12 protein-coding genes are annotated in these 15,983 nt (G+C 34.5%); 1 reads left to right on the forward strand and 11 read right to left on the reverse strand.

Annotated elements, in window-relative coordinates:
- Positions 1–4: 4 nt before the first annotated feature.
- The 11 genes from HYD3684_RS04090 to HYD3684_RS04140 form a co-directional block, all read right to left on the reverse strand.
- Complete coding sequence (locus HYD3684_RS04090; RefSeq protein WP_015419420.1) at positions 5–895, reverse strand: cytochrome c; 891 nt, start codon at positions 893–895, stop codon at positions 5–7.
- Positions 896–1,103: 208 nt separating this feature from the next.
- Positions 1,104–2,897, reverse strand: coding sequence for a flagellin/flagellar hook associated protein (locus HYD3684_RS04095; protein ID WP_015419421.1), 1,794 nt, complete (start codon positions 2,895–2,897; stop codon positions 1,104–1,106).
- Between the two features lie 4 nt (positions 2,898–2,901).
- On the reverse strand, positions 2,902–5,397 hold the full coding sequence (locus HYD3684_RS04100) for a flagellar hook-associated protein (RefSeq protein WP_015419422.1): 2,496 nt from the start codon (positions 5,395–5,397) through the stop codon (positions 2,902–2,904).
- A 1-nt stretch (position 5,398) separates the two neighbouring features.
- A complete protein-coding gene (locus HYD3684_RS04105) occupies positions 5,399–5,671 on the reverse strand; it encodes a hypothetical protein (protein ID WP_015419423.1) in 273 nt (90 codons plus the stop codon).
- The gene (gene holA / locus HYD3684_RS04110; protein WP_015419424.1) at positions 5,668–6,639 is read right to left on the reverse strand and encodes a DNA polymerase III subunit delta; all 972 of its coding nucleotides are present in this window, start codon (positions 6,637–6,639) and stop codon (positions 5,668–5,670) included. The genes HYD3684_RS04105 and holA overlap by 4 nt, the downstream gene beginning before the upstream one ends.
- The gene (gene accD, locus HYD3684_RS04115; protein WP_015419425.1) at positions 6,632–7,456 is read right to left on the reverse strand and encodes an acetyl-CoA carboxylase, carboxyltransferase subunit beta; all 825 of its coding nucleotides are present in this window, start codon (positions 7,454–7,456) and stop codon (positions 6,632–6,634) included. Before accD ends, holA begins: the two co-directional genes overlap by 8 nt.
- Before the next feature lies 1 nt (position 7,457).
- Positions 7,458–8,297, reverse strand: a complete 840-nt coding sequence (gene panC / locus HYD3684_RS04120; protein WP_015419426.1) for a pantoate--beta-alanine ligase — start codon at positions 8,295–8,297, stop codon at positions 7,458–7,460.
- A gap of 12 nt (positions 8,298–8,309) precedes the next feature.
- A complete protein-coding gene (gene wbaP / locus HYD3684_RS04125; RefSeq protein ID WP_015419427.1) occupies positions 8,310–9,734 on the reverse strand; it encodes an undecaprenyl-phosphate galactose phosphotransferase WbaP in 1,425 nt (474 codons plus the stop codon).
- Entirely contained in the window at positions 9,734–11,248 is a 1,515-nt protein-coding gene (locus HYD3684_RS04130) for a YifB family Mg chelatase-like AAA ATPase (protein WP_015419428.1), read from the reverse strand. Before HYD3684_RS04130 ends, wbaP begins: the two co-directional genes overlap by 1 nt.
- On the reverse strand, positions 11,238–12,587 hold the full coding sequence (locus HYD3684_RS04135) for a mannose-1-phosphate guanylyltransferase/mannose-6-phosphate isomerase (protein ID WP_015419429.1): 1,350 nt from the start codon (positions 12,585–12,587) through the stop codon (positions 11,238–11,240). The genes HYD3684_RS04130 and HYD3684_RS04135 overlap by 11 nt, the downstream gene beginning before the upstream one ends.
- A gap of 9 nt (positions 12,588–12,596) precedes the next feature.
- Positions 12,597–13,673 carry a bis-aminopropyl spermidine synthase family protein gene (locus HYD3684_RS04140; RefSeq protein ID WP_015419430.1) on the reverse strand — a complete coding sequence of 359 codons (1,077 nt, stop codon included), beginning with the start codon at positions 13,671–13,673 and terminating at the stop codon, positions 12,597–12,599.
- Between the two features lie 319 nt (positions 13,674–13,992).
- Here HYD3684_RS04140 and uvrB point away from each other — a divergent pair, with 319 nt between their 5' ends.
- A complete protein-coding gene (uvrB, locus tag HYD3684_RS04145; protein ID WP_015419431.1) occupies positions 13,993–15,978 on the forward strand; it encodes an excinuclease ABC subunit UvrB in 1,986 nt (661 codons plus the stop codon).
- Positions 15,979–15,983: the final 5 nt, after the last annotated feature.

A 15,983-nucleotide genomic window follows, 5' to 3' on the forward strand; every position in this document is an offset into this window, starting at 1 on the left:
CTCCTTACTTTTGGGTTTTACCCATCAAAAATAGTACATAAGATACCAAGTTCCACCTATCGTTGCTAGACAACGATGAAAAAGCCGGCATACCACCCGTACTACCCGATAACACACCCATAGTAATAGTTTTGTATATTTCATTTACATCGTATACGCCTGGAAGTATGCCAAGTGTTAAGTTTGCTGGTCTCTCAAGTGGTCTTTCTACACAAGTGTTACCTTGCCATTTCTGACACTCAGCAGAAGGATCATGTATTGAAAGAGCGGCTGGGCCATCACCTTGTCCGTTTATACCGTGACATGCAGCGCAGTTTTGCTCAAAAAGTACCTTACCTTTCGCTATGGAGTCTGGAGTACCTAAAAATGGCGGTGGTTTAAGTGCTTCCCAATTTTCTGGAGGTGGCTGAGATTGCGCTTTTAACTTATCCCAATCAGGACAAAACGTTTTAATATACTCTATCACATCCATTAGCTCTTGGTCGCTATAATGAGGAAATGCTGGCATTGCCGTAGAGGGTACACCGTTTTTTAATACTCTTAAAAGGTCACTGTCAGTAGGCAGTGAGGTACCTGGAGTGCTTTTAAATTTGTAAAGGCAAGTGGTGAAGTCTCTTGGTTTTACTCTAAAAAACTGCGCAGCGGGACCATCGCCTTTTCCGTCAATACCGTGGCAGCCACTACACCTTTGATCGTAAATCTGCTTACCAACCCTTATCATCTCTTGTTTACTCAGCACTGGATAACTTTCTACTCTCGCCTGAGATGATTTTGGGTTGATATACATTATAAAAGCTGCAAAACCTACAGATATAGCAGCTGCCGCCGCCAACCCAAACCATTTGCCTGACTTATTGCCAGGACTTTCACGATTTTTTGATCGCTCTTTGTCCATTCCTATCCTCCTTTAGGATAAAACCTATCTTAGCTTCTATTGTAATATCACTATTATTTCATTTCAATGATATGATGTCATCATAGTAGTGTAAGTAAGCAACTCACAAAAGTATACATGTAAAAATTAACTATAAATTTACGTTTATTTAAACTACTATTTGATAAGATTATAATATAGGTTTATTTAAAAAGTCTTAAAAGACTTTTTAGATATACTTTAGTATGGTTAAATTCTTTTGATTTGCTATCAAATTCATCAAAGATTCGTAAGCTAGTTGATATTGAGAATAGTCTGTTAACACATTGGGTACACTTGCATCCTGATAGTTTGCAAGCTCTGTAGTAGCCACAGTAGTAGTGTTTGTCAGTACGTTATCCTGGGTTTGAATATTTTGGATATAGCTTCCTACCTGAGCGTTTGCATAAGATATTTGGTCTAAAGCTCTTTGAACATTGAATATATAGCTACCGTTTGGTATCTGGTTGTTATTGAATTGGGAGAAAGCTCCATTTACAACATCTGTAGCGGTAAGCGATTGAGAAGCTAGCATTGAGCTTATCTCCAAACTGTAAGTGCCGTTTTGATTTTGAACAAAATCTGCATAGGCGGCTCCGTTCGAAGCTTTATTTATAAGATTTGCCACGTCTATTAGGCTCATATTTGCAGTATAATCTATCGGTATAGTACTTGAACTAATTCTTATTTCCAACGTCCCATTTACTCCGATAGGCGATGTGAGACTATTAAAGCTTTGAGACGATATAACCATATTTGCCCCAAGTTCGTTATCTATGGTTGGAAGCCCCAAACTAAGTCTATCAGCCGTTTGCTTTAATACAGAAAAAACGCTTTCTTGTTTAAAAGAAGAAGATACATATTGATTTAAATCTATTATGTTTAAAGGTTTTGCCACATCTTTTCCGGCAATCTCCAATGAAAATGTCGAGTTTGAATTTTGTCTTATAAAAGCTTGCAAAGTGCCGCTAAAAACGTTGTTTATATAATTTGATAGCTCTAATAAATTTGAAGGGGTTTGGTCTAATTTATATAAAGAGTTGCTATCATAAAGGGAATAAGTGGCAGATAGATTATTTGTAGACGGTGATATTTCTATTCCGTAAGTATTGTCTAAATTGTGCAGAATAGATGCTTTAAAGTCGCCACCCGTAGATGTAGATATTTTGTTTAAAAGCGTTGACAACGTATCTGTGCTTGAATAAGAAATGTTATAAACATTAGTAGTAGAAGCTGTAACCATGCTAAGAGATATTGTGCCAGACACTCCAAGAGGTGCATTTGTAGAAGAAAGTCCAGCATTCCAATCCCATTCGTAGGGTGTGTTGTTATAGTTTATCTGATACACATTGGTACCATAGTGTATTATGAGTTCGCCAGGTCCAGAAAAACTTTGTGTATAAGAGTTGTACGAGGTCGAGGTGGTTTGTATATTAAGTCCGAAAACGTTTTGACCATTTAGATACGTAGGTACTTGATAAGAGGTTGATATTTGTGTATAAAAATCTGTAGTAGAAGCTTGGTAAGAAAAATCAGCGGCAAAAGGCTGTATAGACAACGAAGAGCCACCAAACAAATAGTTATCTCCAAATTTTTCATTAGCTTTTGACAACGTAAGATCCAATATAGAATAAATACTTTGGCCCATATTTATAAGTTGCGTAGAATTGTACGTAGCTTCATTAGCAGCTGCTACAACATCGGTATTCACTGTTTGAAGATAGTCATAAAGATTGCCAAGCACAGAAGTAGTGGTAGTAAGCACGTTGCTTGCCGAAAAGGCGTTTTGTGAATATGTTGATAAAAGTACTATTTCTTTTTTTAAATTTATAACCTGCTGAGTGTCACCTGGATTTTGAGCTATGTTTAAAAGCTTATATCCAGTAGAGGCCTCTTCTATAGTATCCTGAAGGTTATTCAACACCACACTATCTTGAGATTTGTAAAAGTTGTAAAGACTTAAATCAGGTATTGCTCCAGACATAGCATCAACCTCCGTTTACCATGTTGAGCGTGGTTTGCATCAAGTTGTTTAATATGCCTACTATACTTGCAGAGGCTTGATAATCTTGCTGTAAGTTTTGCAACGTTATATACTGCTGGTCTAAAGATACGCCCTGCACTTGGGCAACTTGAGAGCTTATAGAGCTTACCAAAGAGCTCATACTGCTATAGCTTGTTTGTAAAACATTAACTGTAGATGCTACAGAACCTATAAGCGTTTGATATAAGCTTTTGGAAGAAGCCCACCAACTATTGGAATAGTAAGAAAAGTTAGAAGCAGAACTTGGATCCACGTTTTGCAATATTGCACCAAGACTTGGGTTAACAGATATACTAGAGGCATCTATACCTTCAAAAACCATCTCGCTTTTATAAATATTACCACCACCCATTAGAAAATTTGAAGATGAGTCTGTAATCGTATAGTTAGACGGGTTAGAAGAGCTTATAGCAAGAGAATATGTACCGTCAGGATTTGAAACAACGCTGGCACTAAAAAGACCCACCAATGCCGGGTTTGAATCTATCAAGGATGTCAAAGAGTTTAAAGAATATTGTCCGTAATTTGATATAGAATATAAAGCAACGTTGCCATTGTAGAATGTAAGCGTAGCATTTTGTCCTATCCCATAAGAAGATAATGATACTGTATTGCTAGTAACATTTTTGCTAAATGTATAAGTGTTTTTAGAATCTTGAATACCATATTTTGATTGATCCAAAGAAGCTATATGTAAAGAGTAAAGACTCGTAAAACTGCTTCCGCTATCTACTATGTTGTACTCGTTTGGATTTTTTATTTGGATCCTAAGATGATAAAGCCCGTCTTGTTCTTTCACTATACTCGCGCTAAAAAGTGTTGCAGATGGAATTTGGGATAGTTCGTTGGCTATCTGCACCAAACTTTGGTTTGTATATGTGATACTAAAAAGCGCAGTAGTGTTGTTTCTAAAAGTAAGCACACCTGTTTGAGAAATTGTATCTGTAGAAGACGACAATCCAATAGGCATATCTACAAACGGTGAAGATACTATGTTTGCATAATATTTTCCTTGCAATGTTGGACTATTGTTTATTGTATTTACAATTTGATCTAAAGACATATCTGTGTAATTTAAGCTTGCGTACGTACCAGAGCTAGAGTTGTCTACAAACGAAAGCACACCGGCAGGTCCACTTCCGCTATTAAATACTATATTGGATGAAGAATCTACTATGTTGTAAACGTTTGTTAAAGAACCTGCGGTGTTGCCGTAAGTGGGCGTTATCTGTAAATAATAATTCCCAGAAGGGTCTAAAGATATGTTTGCTTCAAACATCCCACTGGCATCTATTGAGTTTGAAAGTTGCACAAGATTTAAAGCGCCGTAATTTGATATAGTATAGCTTGGCGTAGTACCAGTATAAAATGTTAAACTACCGTTTGACACACCCAAAGAGGAAAGAGGAGCCGCCGTCGATGAGACATGATTTGGAGGAAAACTCCATGTTTCTCCTTGATTTCCTATTGGTGAATCTGTACTTGTAAGATTTTGCACCAAATAATAATTTGATCCGCTTTGTACCGGAATTTTTGTGTTCATTATTGCATTGGCGGCTACGTTGTCTTGTTCTACTTTATACGTATTTACATCGTACGAGAAATCTATCATCGCTTTCAACTCTCCGCCCTGCACATAGTTTGTGATGTCTATAGCTTGATTGTTGTTGTTTAACCACTCTATTTTTTGGTAGGGTGAGTTACCAGAACTACCAAGAGCCAACTTCCAATAATTGGTGCCGTCCACCAGTGTAAAACCACCGTTTATCGAGATATGCACTCTTCCAATGGAATCTTCTTGGACATTTACACTTATAAGCTTTGAAAGCTGTGATATATATGCATCTCTTTGATCCAAAAGTTCTTTGTAGTCATGAGCATTCGAATATGTAAGCGCATACGAGGCGGTAATCTGTTGATTAAGATTTGCTAAGTTTTTTATAAGCGTGTTTATCTGATTTAAATATTGTAAAGAATTTGTTGGGACTTGGTACGCTAAATTGTTTATAGTAGAGGCGTTTGAATTTAAATTCTGAACAAAATTGCTTGCCGTAGTAAGTACCTGATTTTGATATCCTACATTTGATGTATCAGTAAAAAGCTGTGTAAAAGCACTAAAAAAAGCATCGTCGTATGATGTGGAAGAAGAGTTAGGACCAACAACGTTAAATATATTTTGTACTTGCTTGTTGTATTGTAATCTTGTATTGAAATAGTCTAGGCTTGAACTTTTGTTTTGTAAAAGCTGGAAAAAGTAAAGATTTTGAATTCTTTTTATATCTTGCATGCTTATACCAACAGGATAAGTATCTTGTATTATCGGGACCTCTTGTGCATAGTTTGAATTACTGGCATTTGTTATATTTTGAGAGGTAATGTCTATAGCTTGCTTAAATATGTTAAGAGCATTTGTTACCAAGTCGTATGAACCAAATCCCATATCAAACCCTAGCCGAAAATCCTTTAGACTTAATGTAATTTACAGTTTCTGATACGAGCCCATTTATTATGGTATTTAGCTCTAATACAACGTTAGATATAAACAACAAATCATCCATGTGTTTTAGTATAAATTCTTCCGGAGATTTTTCAATGATAGTTAAAAGTTCTTGAAGTTTAGAAGATACATTTTGATATTCAAAAGGTCTTTCAAGCGCTTTCTTTATTTCAGCTATCAGCGTTTCCATATTTTTTATATCGGTTTTTGCATTCATGATTTTAACATTAACCCAATATCTATGATAAGCTTTTCTAAAACTTCCACTGGATCGTTAAAATAATATTTTATACTCATATCGGCTTTTTGAAGAGCCTTTACAATGCTAAAAAGCTTATCCTTATTAACAATACTTAACTGTTTTGATAATATGTTTTTCTGAAACGGATGGCTTATATTTAAAATCTTACATACCTCATCAAAACTTACGTTCATCTTAAAAGCCAAATACATGTTCATAAATTGTTTTTGCATAAACCCAAGAGTTACCAACGGATGCTGACCCAACTTGATGCTATCGTAAAAGATAGATAGCGCTTTCTTTACATCTTGCTTTATTAAAGCATCTACGATAGAAAACGCTTCGTCTTTTGGTTCTTTTACAAGAGCTCTTGAAAGTGTTTCCTTAGTAATAGGCATAGATTTTGACAATATAAGAAGCTTGTCTGTTTCATTTTTTAGGTTTAAAGAATCTGTACCTATGATATTTAACAATTCGTTTATTATGTCTTGGTTTAAGTCAATGCCTTCTTTTTTGAATTTTTTCTGTATAAGGCTTTTAAGATAATCAGGCTTTTTTTGCTTTGATGTTAATATATTTATATCTCCAAGAATGTTTTGAACAGCTTTTATGTCTTTTTCTGTCAGATCTTCGTACTCCTCAAATATAAGTATGTTTTGAGTTTTTTTTATAAAATCCAAATTTTCTTTTTTTAATTTGTTTAAGAGTTCCGTAAAATTTTTTATTATAATAACTATTTTTTTGTTAAAAATATTCCTAGAAGTGATTATATTTCTTAAATTTTCATAATCAAGTTCGTCTGCCCAATATGTTTTTGTATCGTATTTTTGTTTTATAAGCTGTTCAAAATATTGGATAAAATATATATCTTTTCCATATACAACAGTATGAGTTAAATTGTCTAGATTGTTATCTTTTTTTATATACTCCAAAACATCAAGCATTTTTATAAAATAGTAAATTTAGCAAGTTTTTCAATGTCTGTTTCATAAGATGTCTATGCACTACCATGTCCACCATGCCTTTTTTTAGTAAAAATTCCGATGTCTGAAAATCTTCTGGTAGTTGCTGCTTTATAGTTTGTTCTATAACCCTTGCACCTGCAAATCCTATTATAGCTTTTGGCTCTGCTATGATAACGTCTCCTAAAAACGCAAAAGATGCCGACACACCTCCAGTAGTAGGATTTGTAAGCACAGTAATAAAAGGTATTCCGTTTTTATGCATAATATCCACCGCTATAGAAGTTTTTGCCATCTGCATTAACGATATTACGCTCTCTTGCATCCTAGCACCACCAGATGTGATTACGCTTATATGTGGTTTTTTGTCTTGAACTGCCTTTAAAGAAGCCAATTTAAACCTTTCGCCTACCACAGACCCCATGCTTCCGCCTATGAAACTAAAATCCATAACACTCAAAATAACAGGGTAATCAGATAATTTTCCATCAAACACCGTCATAGCTTCTGACGTATTTGATGTCTCCTTCAAAGTTTTTAGCCTATCTTTGTATCTTTTTGTATCTTTAAAAGACAAAAAATCCGTAGGTAGTATGTACTCAAAAAGTACGTTATAGTTGTAATCAAGAAGCATACTTGCCCATAGGTATGGATTCATTTGATGATGATGACCACACTTGGGACATACGTAGAAGTTAGTTTCCAGTTCTTGAGCTAAAAGTATATTTTTACACTCTTCACACTTTGTCCAAAGGTTTTCCTTCTTTTCTTTTTTTCTGAAAAAATCAAGTATTCCCATATCAAATCTCTACATTGTCTATAAGCCTAGTGCTTCCTATTCTCACAGCTATAAATATTCTATCATACTTGCTTGGTGTTGTCTTTTCTTCAAGCGTTTCTTTATCTACTATTTTTATATAATCTATCACATCCACATCAAGCACAGCTTTAGCGTACTCTATAATCTTATCAGTATCTTTTATACCTTTTTCGAAAGCTTCTTTGGCTTTTAGTAGAAATCTATATATGGAACTTGCCCTTCTTCTTTCCTCTTGATTTAGATAGGCATTTCTTGAGCTCATAGCAAGTCCATCTTCTTCTCTTTTTGTAGGAATAGGTACTATTTCTATATCTAAGTTCAGATCTTTCACAAGTTTTTGGATGATTTTGAGCTGTTGATAATCTTTTTCTCCAAAGAAAGCTTTATCTGGTTTTATTATATTAAAAAGCTTCGTAACAACCGTACACACACCATCGAAATGCCCTGGCCTAAAAGTACCTTCTAAAATATCTGCCAAAGGCCCTATATTTATAGTTGTAGAAAAACCCTCTGGATAAATCGTATCTACATCAGGTATAAAAACCATATCTATCTTAGCTTCCTCTAAAAGCTTTAAATCCCTTTCTAAGTTTCTTGGATATCTGCTGTAGTCTTCTTTAGGACCAAACTGTTTTGGATTTACAAAAATACTAACCACAGTAATATCACACATATTTTTTGAAGCTTTTACCAAAGACATATGTCCTTCGTGTAAATATCCCATAGTAGGTACAAAACCAATTGTTTTGAATTGCTGTTTTATGCTTTTAATAAAAGCCCTAACACAATCTATATCTTTACAAACATCCATAGTTTTCATTATACAATAAATCTAATAAGCCCCTTCTTTTTTGAAGACAACCTTAACTGTTTTAAGTATTATTACTATATCAAACCAAAGCGACCAATTTAACACATACCAAGTATCTAGTTTAAGCCTTTCCTCAAAAGAAAGCTCGTTTCTTCCGCTTACTTGCCATAGGCCTGTAATACCTGGTTTTGTAAGAAGTATATAATCTTTGTAATCTCCCATATCCTTTTCCTCGGAAGGCAAGTAAGGCCTTGGGCCTACTAAGCTCATATCCCCTTTTAAAACGTTGAATATTTGAGGAAGCTCGTCTAAAGAGGTTTTTCGTAAAAACCTACCTACTCTTGTAATTCTTGGGTCATGCTTTTTTAATTTTTTAAAAGTTTGCCATTCTAACTGAGCGTCTTGGTTTTCCTTTAAAAAATTTTCTAGTATCTCTTGATTATTTATATACATTGTCCTAAACTTTATACATTTGAATATCTTGCCGTTTTTGCCCAATCTTTCTTGTACAAAAAACACCGGTCCTTCGCTGTCTATCTTTATCAATATGGCAAAGATACTTATAACAAAAAGCAATATAGGAAGCATAGTCAAAGATAGTAAGATATCAAAAGTCTGTTTTATTATTTGGTTTAGCTTTGAATCTAGGTTGTTTGTAATCTTTATTAAAAAAAGCTGTTCCGTAAAAATATGATACAATTCACTATTTAAAAGCCCTATACCCTTCAAATCAGGCACTACAAACACCTGCTTAATATATCTATGGGCTGTGTTTACAAGGTGAGCAAGCTCTTCATTACCCAAAGATGGTATAGAAACAACAGCAGCTTCTATATTCTCTTCTTTTAGCTCTTTTATTTTTTCTACTTTTCCTATTATTGGTATCTTAAAACCTTTTATTTCAACAAACCCACTTTTAAAATCATCTAAAAACCCTTTTATTTCATATCCAAGATACCAGTCATCTATAATGCCCTTTGCTACGCTTTTTCCAGAGGACCCAGCCCCTATTATAACTATTGGGCTTTTCCAAATATCAAAATGGTTTAATATCTTTTTCCCTATGTACCTTAAAATAGATATAGTAAAAATAGCGTAAAAACAAAGAAGTATCAAGGTAAGCCTAGACATCTCTAAAGAGATTTTACTAAGAGACAGCACCGCAAAGGCAAAAACACCCGATAAAAAAACTGCTTTTAGTACCTCTTTTACCTCATACCAAAAGGTGTATCTTCTTGTATAAAGCTTTTGATACCATAAAAAAAATATAAACACAAGAGGCATCCACCAAAAAGATAAAAAATGCTCAAAACTAAACGAAAAAACAACATTTTTTATAAATATTCTCCCCAATATTTTTCTTGTTATATAAGCTAAAAAAAGTGCAATATAAAAAGCCAAAACATCTATTGATATAAGTAAAAAAAATCTTAATGACCCTTTCATTAGAGTAAGATACCGCTGGTGTTGGGTCTAAATTGAAGAGCTAAGCTTACATGCTCTGGTTTTATATATCCTGAATTATTCATATCTGCTATAGTCCTAGATACTTTTAAAAGCCTTGTATAAGATCTTCCGGTAAGGTTTAAGTTTGTTATAGCGGCACTTAAAACTTTCTTTGCAGGCTCATCCAGTATACAATACATATCTATCTCTTCTTCGGTCATTTCTGAGTTAAACTTCGTTTTTGAATTCTTAAATCGCTTTGTCATAATATCAAAAGCCCTTAAAACCATATCTTTTAAATCTTTTGAAGATACTTCTTTCTTTCGGTTTATAAGTTCATGCTCTTTTAGAGCTTCTACACTTACAAACAAATCTATCCTATCCAACAAAGGACCAGATATCTTTGATTGATATTGCTTTATTTGATTAGGTGTGCATTTGCAAGCTTTTAAATTGCTTTTATAATATCCACAAGGACATGGATTCATAGCACCCACCAAAAGAAAAGAAGCGGGAAATTTTATACTACCGTGCACTCTTGATATGGTAACTTCTTTATCCTCTAAAGGTTGTCTTAGGGCTTCTAAAACTTTTCTGTTAAATTCAGGCATCTCGTCCAAAAACAAAACACCTTTGTGAGCTAAAGATACTGCACCTGGCCTTGGAGTGCTTCCTCCACCTATCAATGACGCTTCAGATGCGCTTGCATGTGGTGACGCAAAAGGCCTTTGTTTTATAAGTGAGTTTTTTAAAAGCCCAGCTACACTGTATATTTTTGATACTTCTAAAGACTCCTCTTCATCCAAGGGCGGCATAATACCTGGAAGTCTTTTTGCTAGCATAGATTTTCCACTGCCTGGTGGTCCTATTAAAAGCATGTTGTGAAAACCAGCCGCCGCTATAGCACAAGCTTTTTTTGCCATACTCTGACCTATTATATCAATCATATCAAGATAATCTTCTTCTTTAGTTTCTTGTTTATGTTTTATAGGGCTTATAGCTATGTCTTGATTTATGAAGTTCACTAGCTCTACAATATCTTTTGGAGAATATACGTTTATATCTTCTAAAAAAGAAATCTCTTGAGCGTTTTCTATAGGTACCACTATATTTTTTATACCTATTTCTTTAAGGGTCAATGCCATAGGAAGCACACCGTTTATCGGTTTTATAACCCCGTCCAAAGAAAGCTCTCCTAAAAAAGCATAATTTTTCACATTTTCTTTATTTATTACGTCAAGGTAACTAAGAATGCCAACCGCTATTGGAAGATCGTAAAATGTACCTTGTTTTTTTAGATTAGAAGGCGATAAATTTATCGTTATCCTTTTTGGAGGAAAACCAAAACCTTTGTTTATTAGACTTGATCTTACCCTTTCCTTAGATTCTTTTATAGCTGCGTCTGGTAGTCCTACTATGTTAAAGCTTGGCAATCCATTTGATACATCTATTTCTACTGTTACCTTTATTCCCTCTATCCCAACAAGTCCACCGCTAATTATCTCAAAAAACATTTTCTCTTACAGTGTCATCTTCTTCCAAATATTCACCGCTTTGCACCTCTAACATTTCAAGGTCTATGATACCTGGATTTTCAATATAATGCCATGTGGATTTGGGTACAAAAAAGCTTTCGTTTTCATGAAAAAAATATTCTTTATCGGCTATAAGGACTTTGGCCGTACCCCTTAAGACGATCCAATGCTCTGTTCTGTGATGGTGCATTTGCTTAGATATATGTTTTTTTGGTTTTAACAAAAGCTTTCTTATCTTGAAATTTTTTCCCTCTTCTAGAAGCACATAATACCCATAAGGCTTATAAGATATTAAAGATTCTTCCGCTCTTTTATCGTTTTTAGCTTTTAGTATATCAACAATTTTTTTAACATCTTGAGAGTTATTTTTATCTGCTATCAAAGTAGCATCTTCTGTATCAACTATTATTAAGTTTTTTAGTCCCAAAGCACCTACAAATCTTTTATTCGATATTATGAGGTTGTTATCAGAGTTTATACTTATATAGTTTTCCCCTAAAATAGCATTGTTGTTTTCATCTTTTTTTAACTCTTCATAAACAGAAAGCCACGAGCCAACATCAGACCATTTTATATCAAGCTTTGCACATGCGCCTTTTTTAGTGTGCTCCATAATTGCATAGTCAAACGATAAAGCCTTTGCTTTTTTAAAGCTTTCTAGATCTCCTTTTGTGGATATATCATAAAGGGCGCTATCTATCTTTTTAAACTCGTTTATCAGTAGGTCCTTATCGGCAAAAAACAACCCGCTGTTCCAAAGATATTCGCCAGAATTTATATATTCTTGGGCTAACTCTTTGCTTGGTTTTTCTACAAATTTTTCTATCTTATATATATTGTTTTCTTTTGAAAGTGTATCTCCTAATTTTATATATCCATATCCAGTTTCTGGGTGCGTTGGGCTTATACCAAAGGTTATTATATGAGTTTTTGTATATGGATAAGTGTTTTTTATATATTCTTGAAAACGCTCTTTATTTTCAATTCTATGGTCTGATGGTATTATAAGTAAACTATCGTTATCTTTTGTATGATAGGTGGCTAAAGCTATAGCAGGAGCTGTGTTTTTTGGAACTGGCTCTATAATTATATTTGCTTTTATGTTTATCTCTTCCAAATGGTTTTCCACTATCCAATAATAACTGTCAGAGGTTACTATAAGTATCTCTTTTACTATATCTTTTACTCTTAAAACAGCCTCTTGGAACAAAGAATACTCTGAGAAAAGCCTCAAAAATTGCTTTGGATAGTTGGCCCTAGATAAAGGCCAAAGCCTAGTACCAGAGCCCCCGCATAGTATGACAGCGGTAATATCCATACTATTTATCTATGTAGTGGATCCTTCTTCATCTAAGTATAAGTCTTCATCGGATATAACACCGTTCCATCTTGAAAAACCAGGAAGTGCTTCTATCCTATACCAAGCGGAGCGATACCATATGCCTTCCGGGTCTTTTTTTACCGGTGCCAATTCGTAAGCTTTTGTCTCTTTATGATAATCCCACGTAATATAGTTGTTAAAATCTTGAATTATATCAGTTATCGCCACTCCTATTTCTCCGGTAAGTATTTTTTGAAATTCTCTCCATCTGTATATAGAAGAATCCCTTAGCGTAAGTCCAAAATAACCTACGGCTCCCTCATCTTTTAAAAGCGAAATACCTCTTTTTATAAAAGCACTAAAAGCCGCTATAGTTTCTGGTGGATCTGTGATAAATACGTCAAATTTACCAAGCATTTCCTCTGGAAGAGGCTTTCTTAGGTCCCATACAAACGCTTTTGCATTTTTTATGCCAAGTCTTTCAAATATCTCGTTGTCAAAATCTATAGAGCGTTTATCTATATCTATTATAGTAACAGAGTTTGCCTTTCTTGACAGGGCTATCGCCAATCCTGTCAGATCATCCTCTGCTCCCATCACAACTATATCTTTACCCTGCAAGTCTCCCCTTGAATCTATAAACAGCACCCTACTAACCGTAGTTTCTGGAGTTACTGAACCTTGATCGTAGTCCTGGATAGCCTTTGGTCTATTCTTTGTCTCTTGTAAAAATGCCCTATAAAGTTCTATATCTAAATAAAACGGTATTCCCCTACCCTCACAAGCTTGGCATCTGTATTCTTTTCTTGGATGTATATTATATTCTTTGATAAGATCGTATCCTTTCTGAGTAAGCCTTATATCCTGGTTTTGATCCACAAACGCATACCCTTCTTCTAAAAGCGTATTCACAATGCCTGCGGCTGCTGGTACCGGTAAATCTGCATAGTCTACTATGCTCCAAAAGTTTCCCGTTATCAAAAGCCCAGACAACACCATTTCTATATTTTTCTTATACAACTTTACTCCGCCTTTCTCTTTGGCTTTCTCTGCCAATTCTACAAGCTTGTTTGCAGTACTCAAAACATCACCTCCTTAAATTGGTGCTGATATTATACCACAATTCGAGCTATTATGCTTAAGTATAAATTTAAGCGTTTATTTTATAGGTAATAATTCAACATATACGCAGTTATACCGTTTGTCAAAACTGTAAAATCGTTTTAAATTCTAAGACATTACTCCTAAAATGATAAATATATTATCTCTATTTTGAATAAGCGTATTCATTTTCTCAAACCCATCTAACAATATGTATTGTAAAAAATGATAAGGTGCAAACTAGATTTAAGTTAAAATATAAATCATTGATACAAATACTTATTTTTTATAATTTTTATGTATGAGTTTTTTCCAATTAAAAACGCATTTAAAACCAGCCGGAGACCAACCAAAAGCTATTGATAAGTTACTATCCAACTTTGAAGCCGGCGCAAAAGCCCAAGTGCTTCTTGGTGCTACAGGTACTGGTAAAACTTTCACCATAGCAAACATTATAGCCAAATACAAAAAACCAACGCTTGTATTGGCCCACAACAAAACGTTGGCAGCACAACTTTATAGAGAATTTAAAGAACTTTTTCCAGACAACGCCGTAGAGTATTTTATATCCTACTATGATTATTATCAACCTGAGGCTTACATACCAGAAAAAGACCTTTATATAGAAAAAGATTCCTCCATAAACGACATACTTGATAAATACCGTCACAGCGCCACAAAATCTGTTATTGAAAGGGCTGATACGATAGTGGTAGCCTCGGTATCCTGTATATACGGCCTTGGTTCTCCAGAACATTATGTAAATATGCGTATTCAGCTTTTAAAAGGACAAAAACTAGATCCTTTAAAATTATCACGTCAATTGGTAGAGATAGGCTATGAGAGAAACGATTTCTCTTTCAAAAGAGGAACTTTCTCTGTAAGAGGTGGGGATTCCATCGAAATAGTGCCTTCTCATGCTGATGACATTGTCATACGTATAGAGTTTTGGGACAATGAAATAGATTCCATAAAAGAGCTTGATTTACTAAATAGAAATATTATAAGAGAAATAGATTACACTGTCTTATTTCCGGCCACACACTATGTAGCCCCAAAACCAGCCCTTATGGAAGCTATAGAAAAGATAGAAAAAGACCTAAAAGAAAGAGTTGAATACTTTAAATCTCAAGGCAAGGAAATAGAGGCTCAAAGATTATGGCAAAGGACTATGTACGATATAGAGATGATAAAAGAAATTGGTCATTGCAAAGGCATAGAAAACTATTCTAGATATTTTGACGGTAGAAAGGAAGGAGAGCCTCCTTTTACACTGCTTGATTATATGCCAGAGGACTTTTTGCTTATAGTAGACGAATCTCACGTCACAATACCACAAGTAAGAGGCATGTACAACGGAGATATATCTAGAAAACAAAAGCTGGTGGATTATGGATGGAGATTGCCCGCCGCTTTAGACAATAGGCCTCTTAAGTTTGATGAGTTTTTAAGAAAAATCAATAAAGTTATATTTGTGTCAGCTACACCAGGAGATTGGGAAATAGAGTTTTCAAAAGGAATCATAGTAGAGCAAATAGTAAGACCCACTGGTCTATTGGATCCAGAGATAGAATTAAGACCAACTACAAATCAATTGGAAGATTTGATAAAAGAGATTTTAAAAGTAAAAGCCAGAAACGAGAGAGCTATAGTTTTAACCACCACAAAAAGATTATCAGAAGATGTAGCAGATTATCTCACAGAAAGGAGAATAAAAGCAAAATATCTTCACTCCGATTTAGATGCCATAGAAAGGGCAAAAGCTATAAAAGAACTTAGAGAAGGCTCAATAGACGTTATTGTTGGAGTAAACTTGCTAAGAGAAGGTATCGATATGCCTGAAGTTTCTTTGGTGGCTATATTAGAAGCCGATAAAGAAGGATTTTTAAGAAGTACCACCTCTCTTATACAAACCATAGGCAGAGTAGCAAGAAATATAAATGGCAAAGCCATACTTTACGCTGACCGCATCACAGAATCTATGAAAAAAGCCATAGATGAAACCAACAGAAGAAGAGAAATACAAAAACGTTACAACGAAGAGCACGGCATAACACCAAAATCCATTATAAAACCTGTTAAAGAGCTTTTAAGCATAGAAGACTTGGACTATGTGAAAGTACCAGATTCTATACCAAAAGGTATTAAGACAGAAAAAGACTTGATAGAACGGTTAAACAAGCTTGAAAAGATGATGTGGGAAGCTTCTAAAAAATGGGAATTTGAAAAAGCTGCAAAAATAAGAGATGAGATAAATGAACTTAAAAAAGTTGCCGGTTTGTTTTAGGCTTT

Source organism: Hydrogenobaculum sp. 3684 (assembly GCF_000213785.1).
Taxonomy (GTDB): Bacteria; Aquificota; Aquificia; order Aquificales; family Aquificaceae; genus Hydrogenobaculum.

Excerpts from the sequence above, each read along its gene's own strand:
- HYD3684_RS04105 (WP_015419423.1), bottom strand. The coding sequence starts at position 5,671 with ATGAATGCAAAAACCGATATAAAAAATATGGAAACGCTGATAGCTGAA.
- HYD3684_RS04090 (WP_015419420.1), bottom strand. The coding sequence starts at position 895 with ATGGACAAAGAGCGATCAAAAAATCGTGAAAGTCCTGGCAATAAGTCA.
- HYD3684_RS04095 (WP_015419421.1), bottom strand. The coding sequence starts at position 2,897 with ATGTCTGGAGCAATACCTGATTTAAGTCTTTACAACTTTTACAAATCT.
- wbaP (WP_015419427.1), bottom strand. The coding sequence starts at position 9,734 with ATGAAAGGGTCATTAAGATTTTTTTTACTTATATCAATAGATGTTTTG.
- panC (WP_015419426.1), bottom strand. The coding sequence starts at position 8,297 with ATGAAAACTATGGATGTTTGTAAAGATATAGATTGTGTTAGGGCTTTT.
- HYD3684_RS04100 (WP_015419422.1), bottom strand. The coding sequence starts at position 5,397 with ATGGGATTTGGTTCATACGACTTGGTAACAAATGCTCTTAACATATTT.
- holA (WP_015419424.1), bottom strand. The coding sequence starts at position 6,639 with ATGCTTGATGTTTTGGAGTATATAAAAAAAGATAACAATCTAGACAAT.
- uvrB (WP_015419431.1), top strand. The coding sequence starts at position 13,993 with ATGAGTTTTTTCCAATTAAAAACGCATTTAAAACCAGCCGGAGACCAA.
- accD (WP_015419425.1), bottom strand. The coding sequence starts at position 7,456 with ATGGGAATACTTGATTTTTTCAGAAAAAAAGAAAAGAAGGAAAACCTT.
- HYD3684_RS04135 (WP_015419429.1), bottom strand. The coding sequence starts at position 12,587 with ATGGATATTACCGCTGTCATACTATGCGGGGGCTCTGGTACTAGGCTT.
- HYD3684_RS04130 (WP_015419428.1), bottom strand. The coding sequence starts at position 11,248 with ATGTTTTTTGAGATAATTAGCGGTGGACTTGTTGGGATAGAGGGAATA.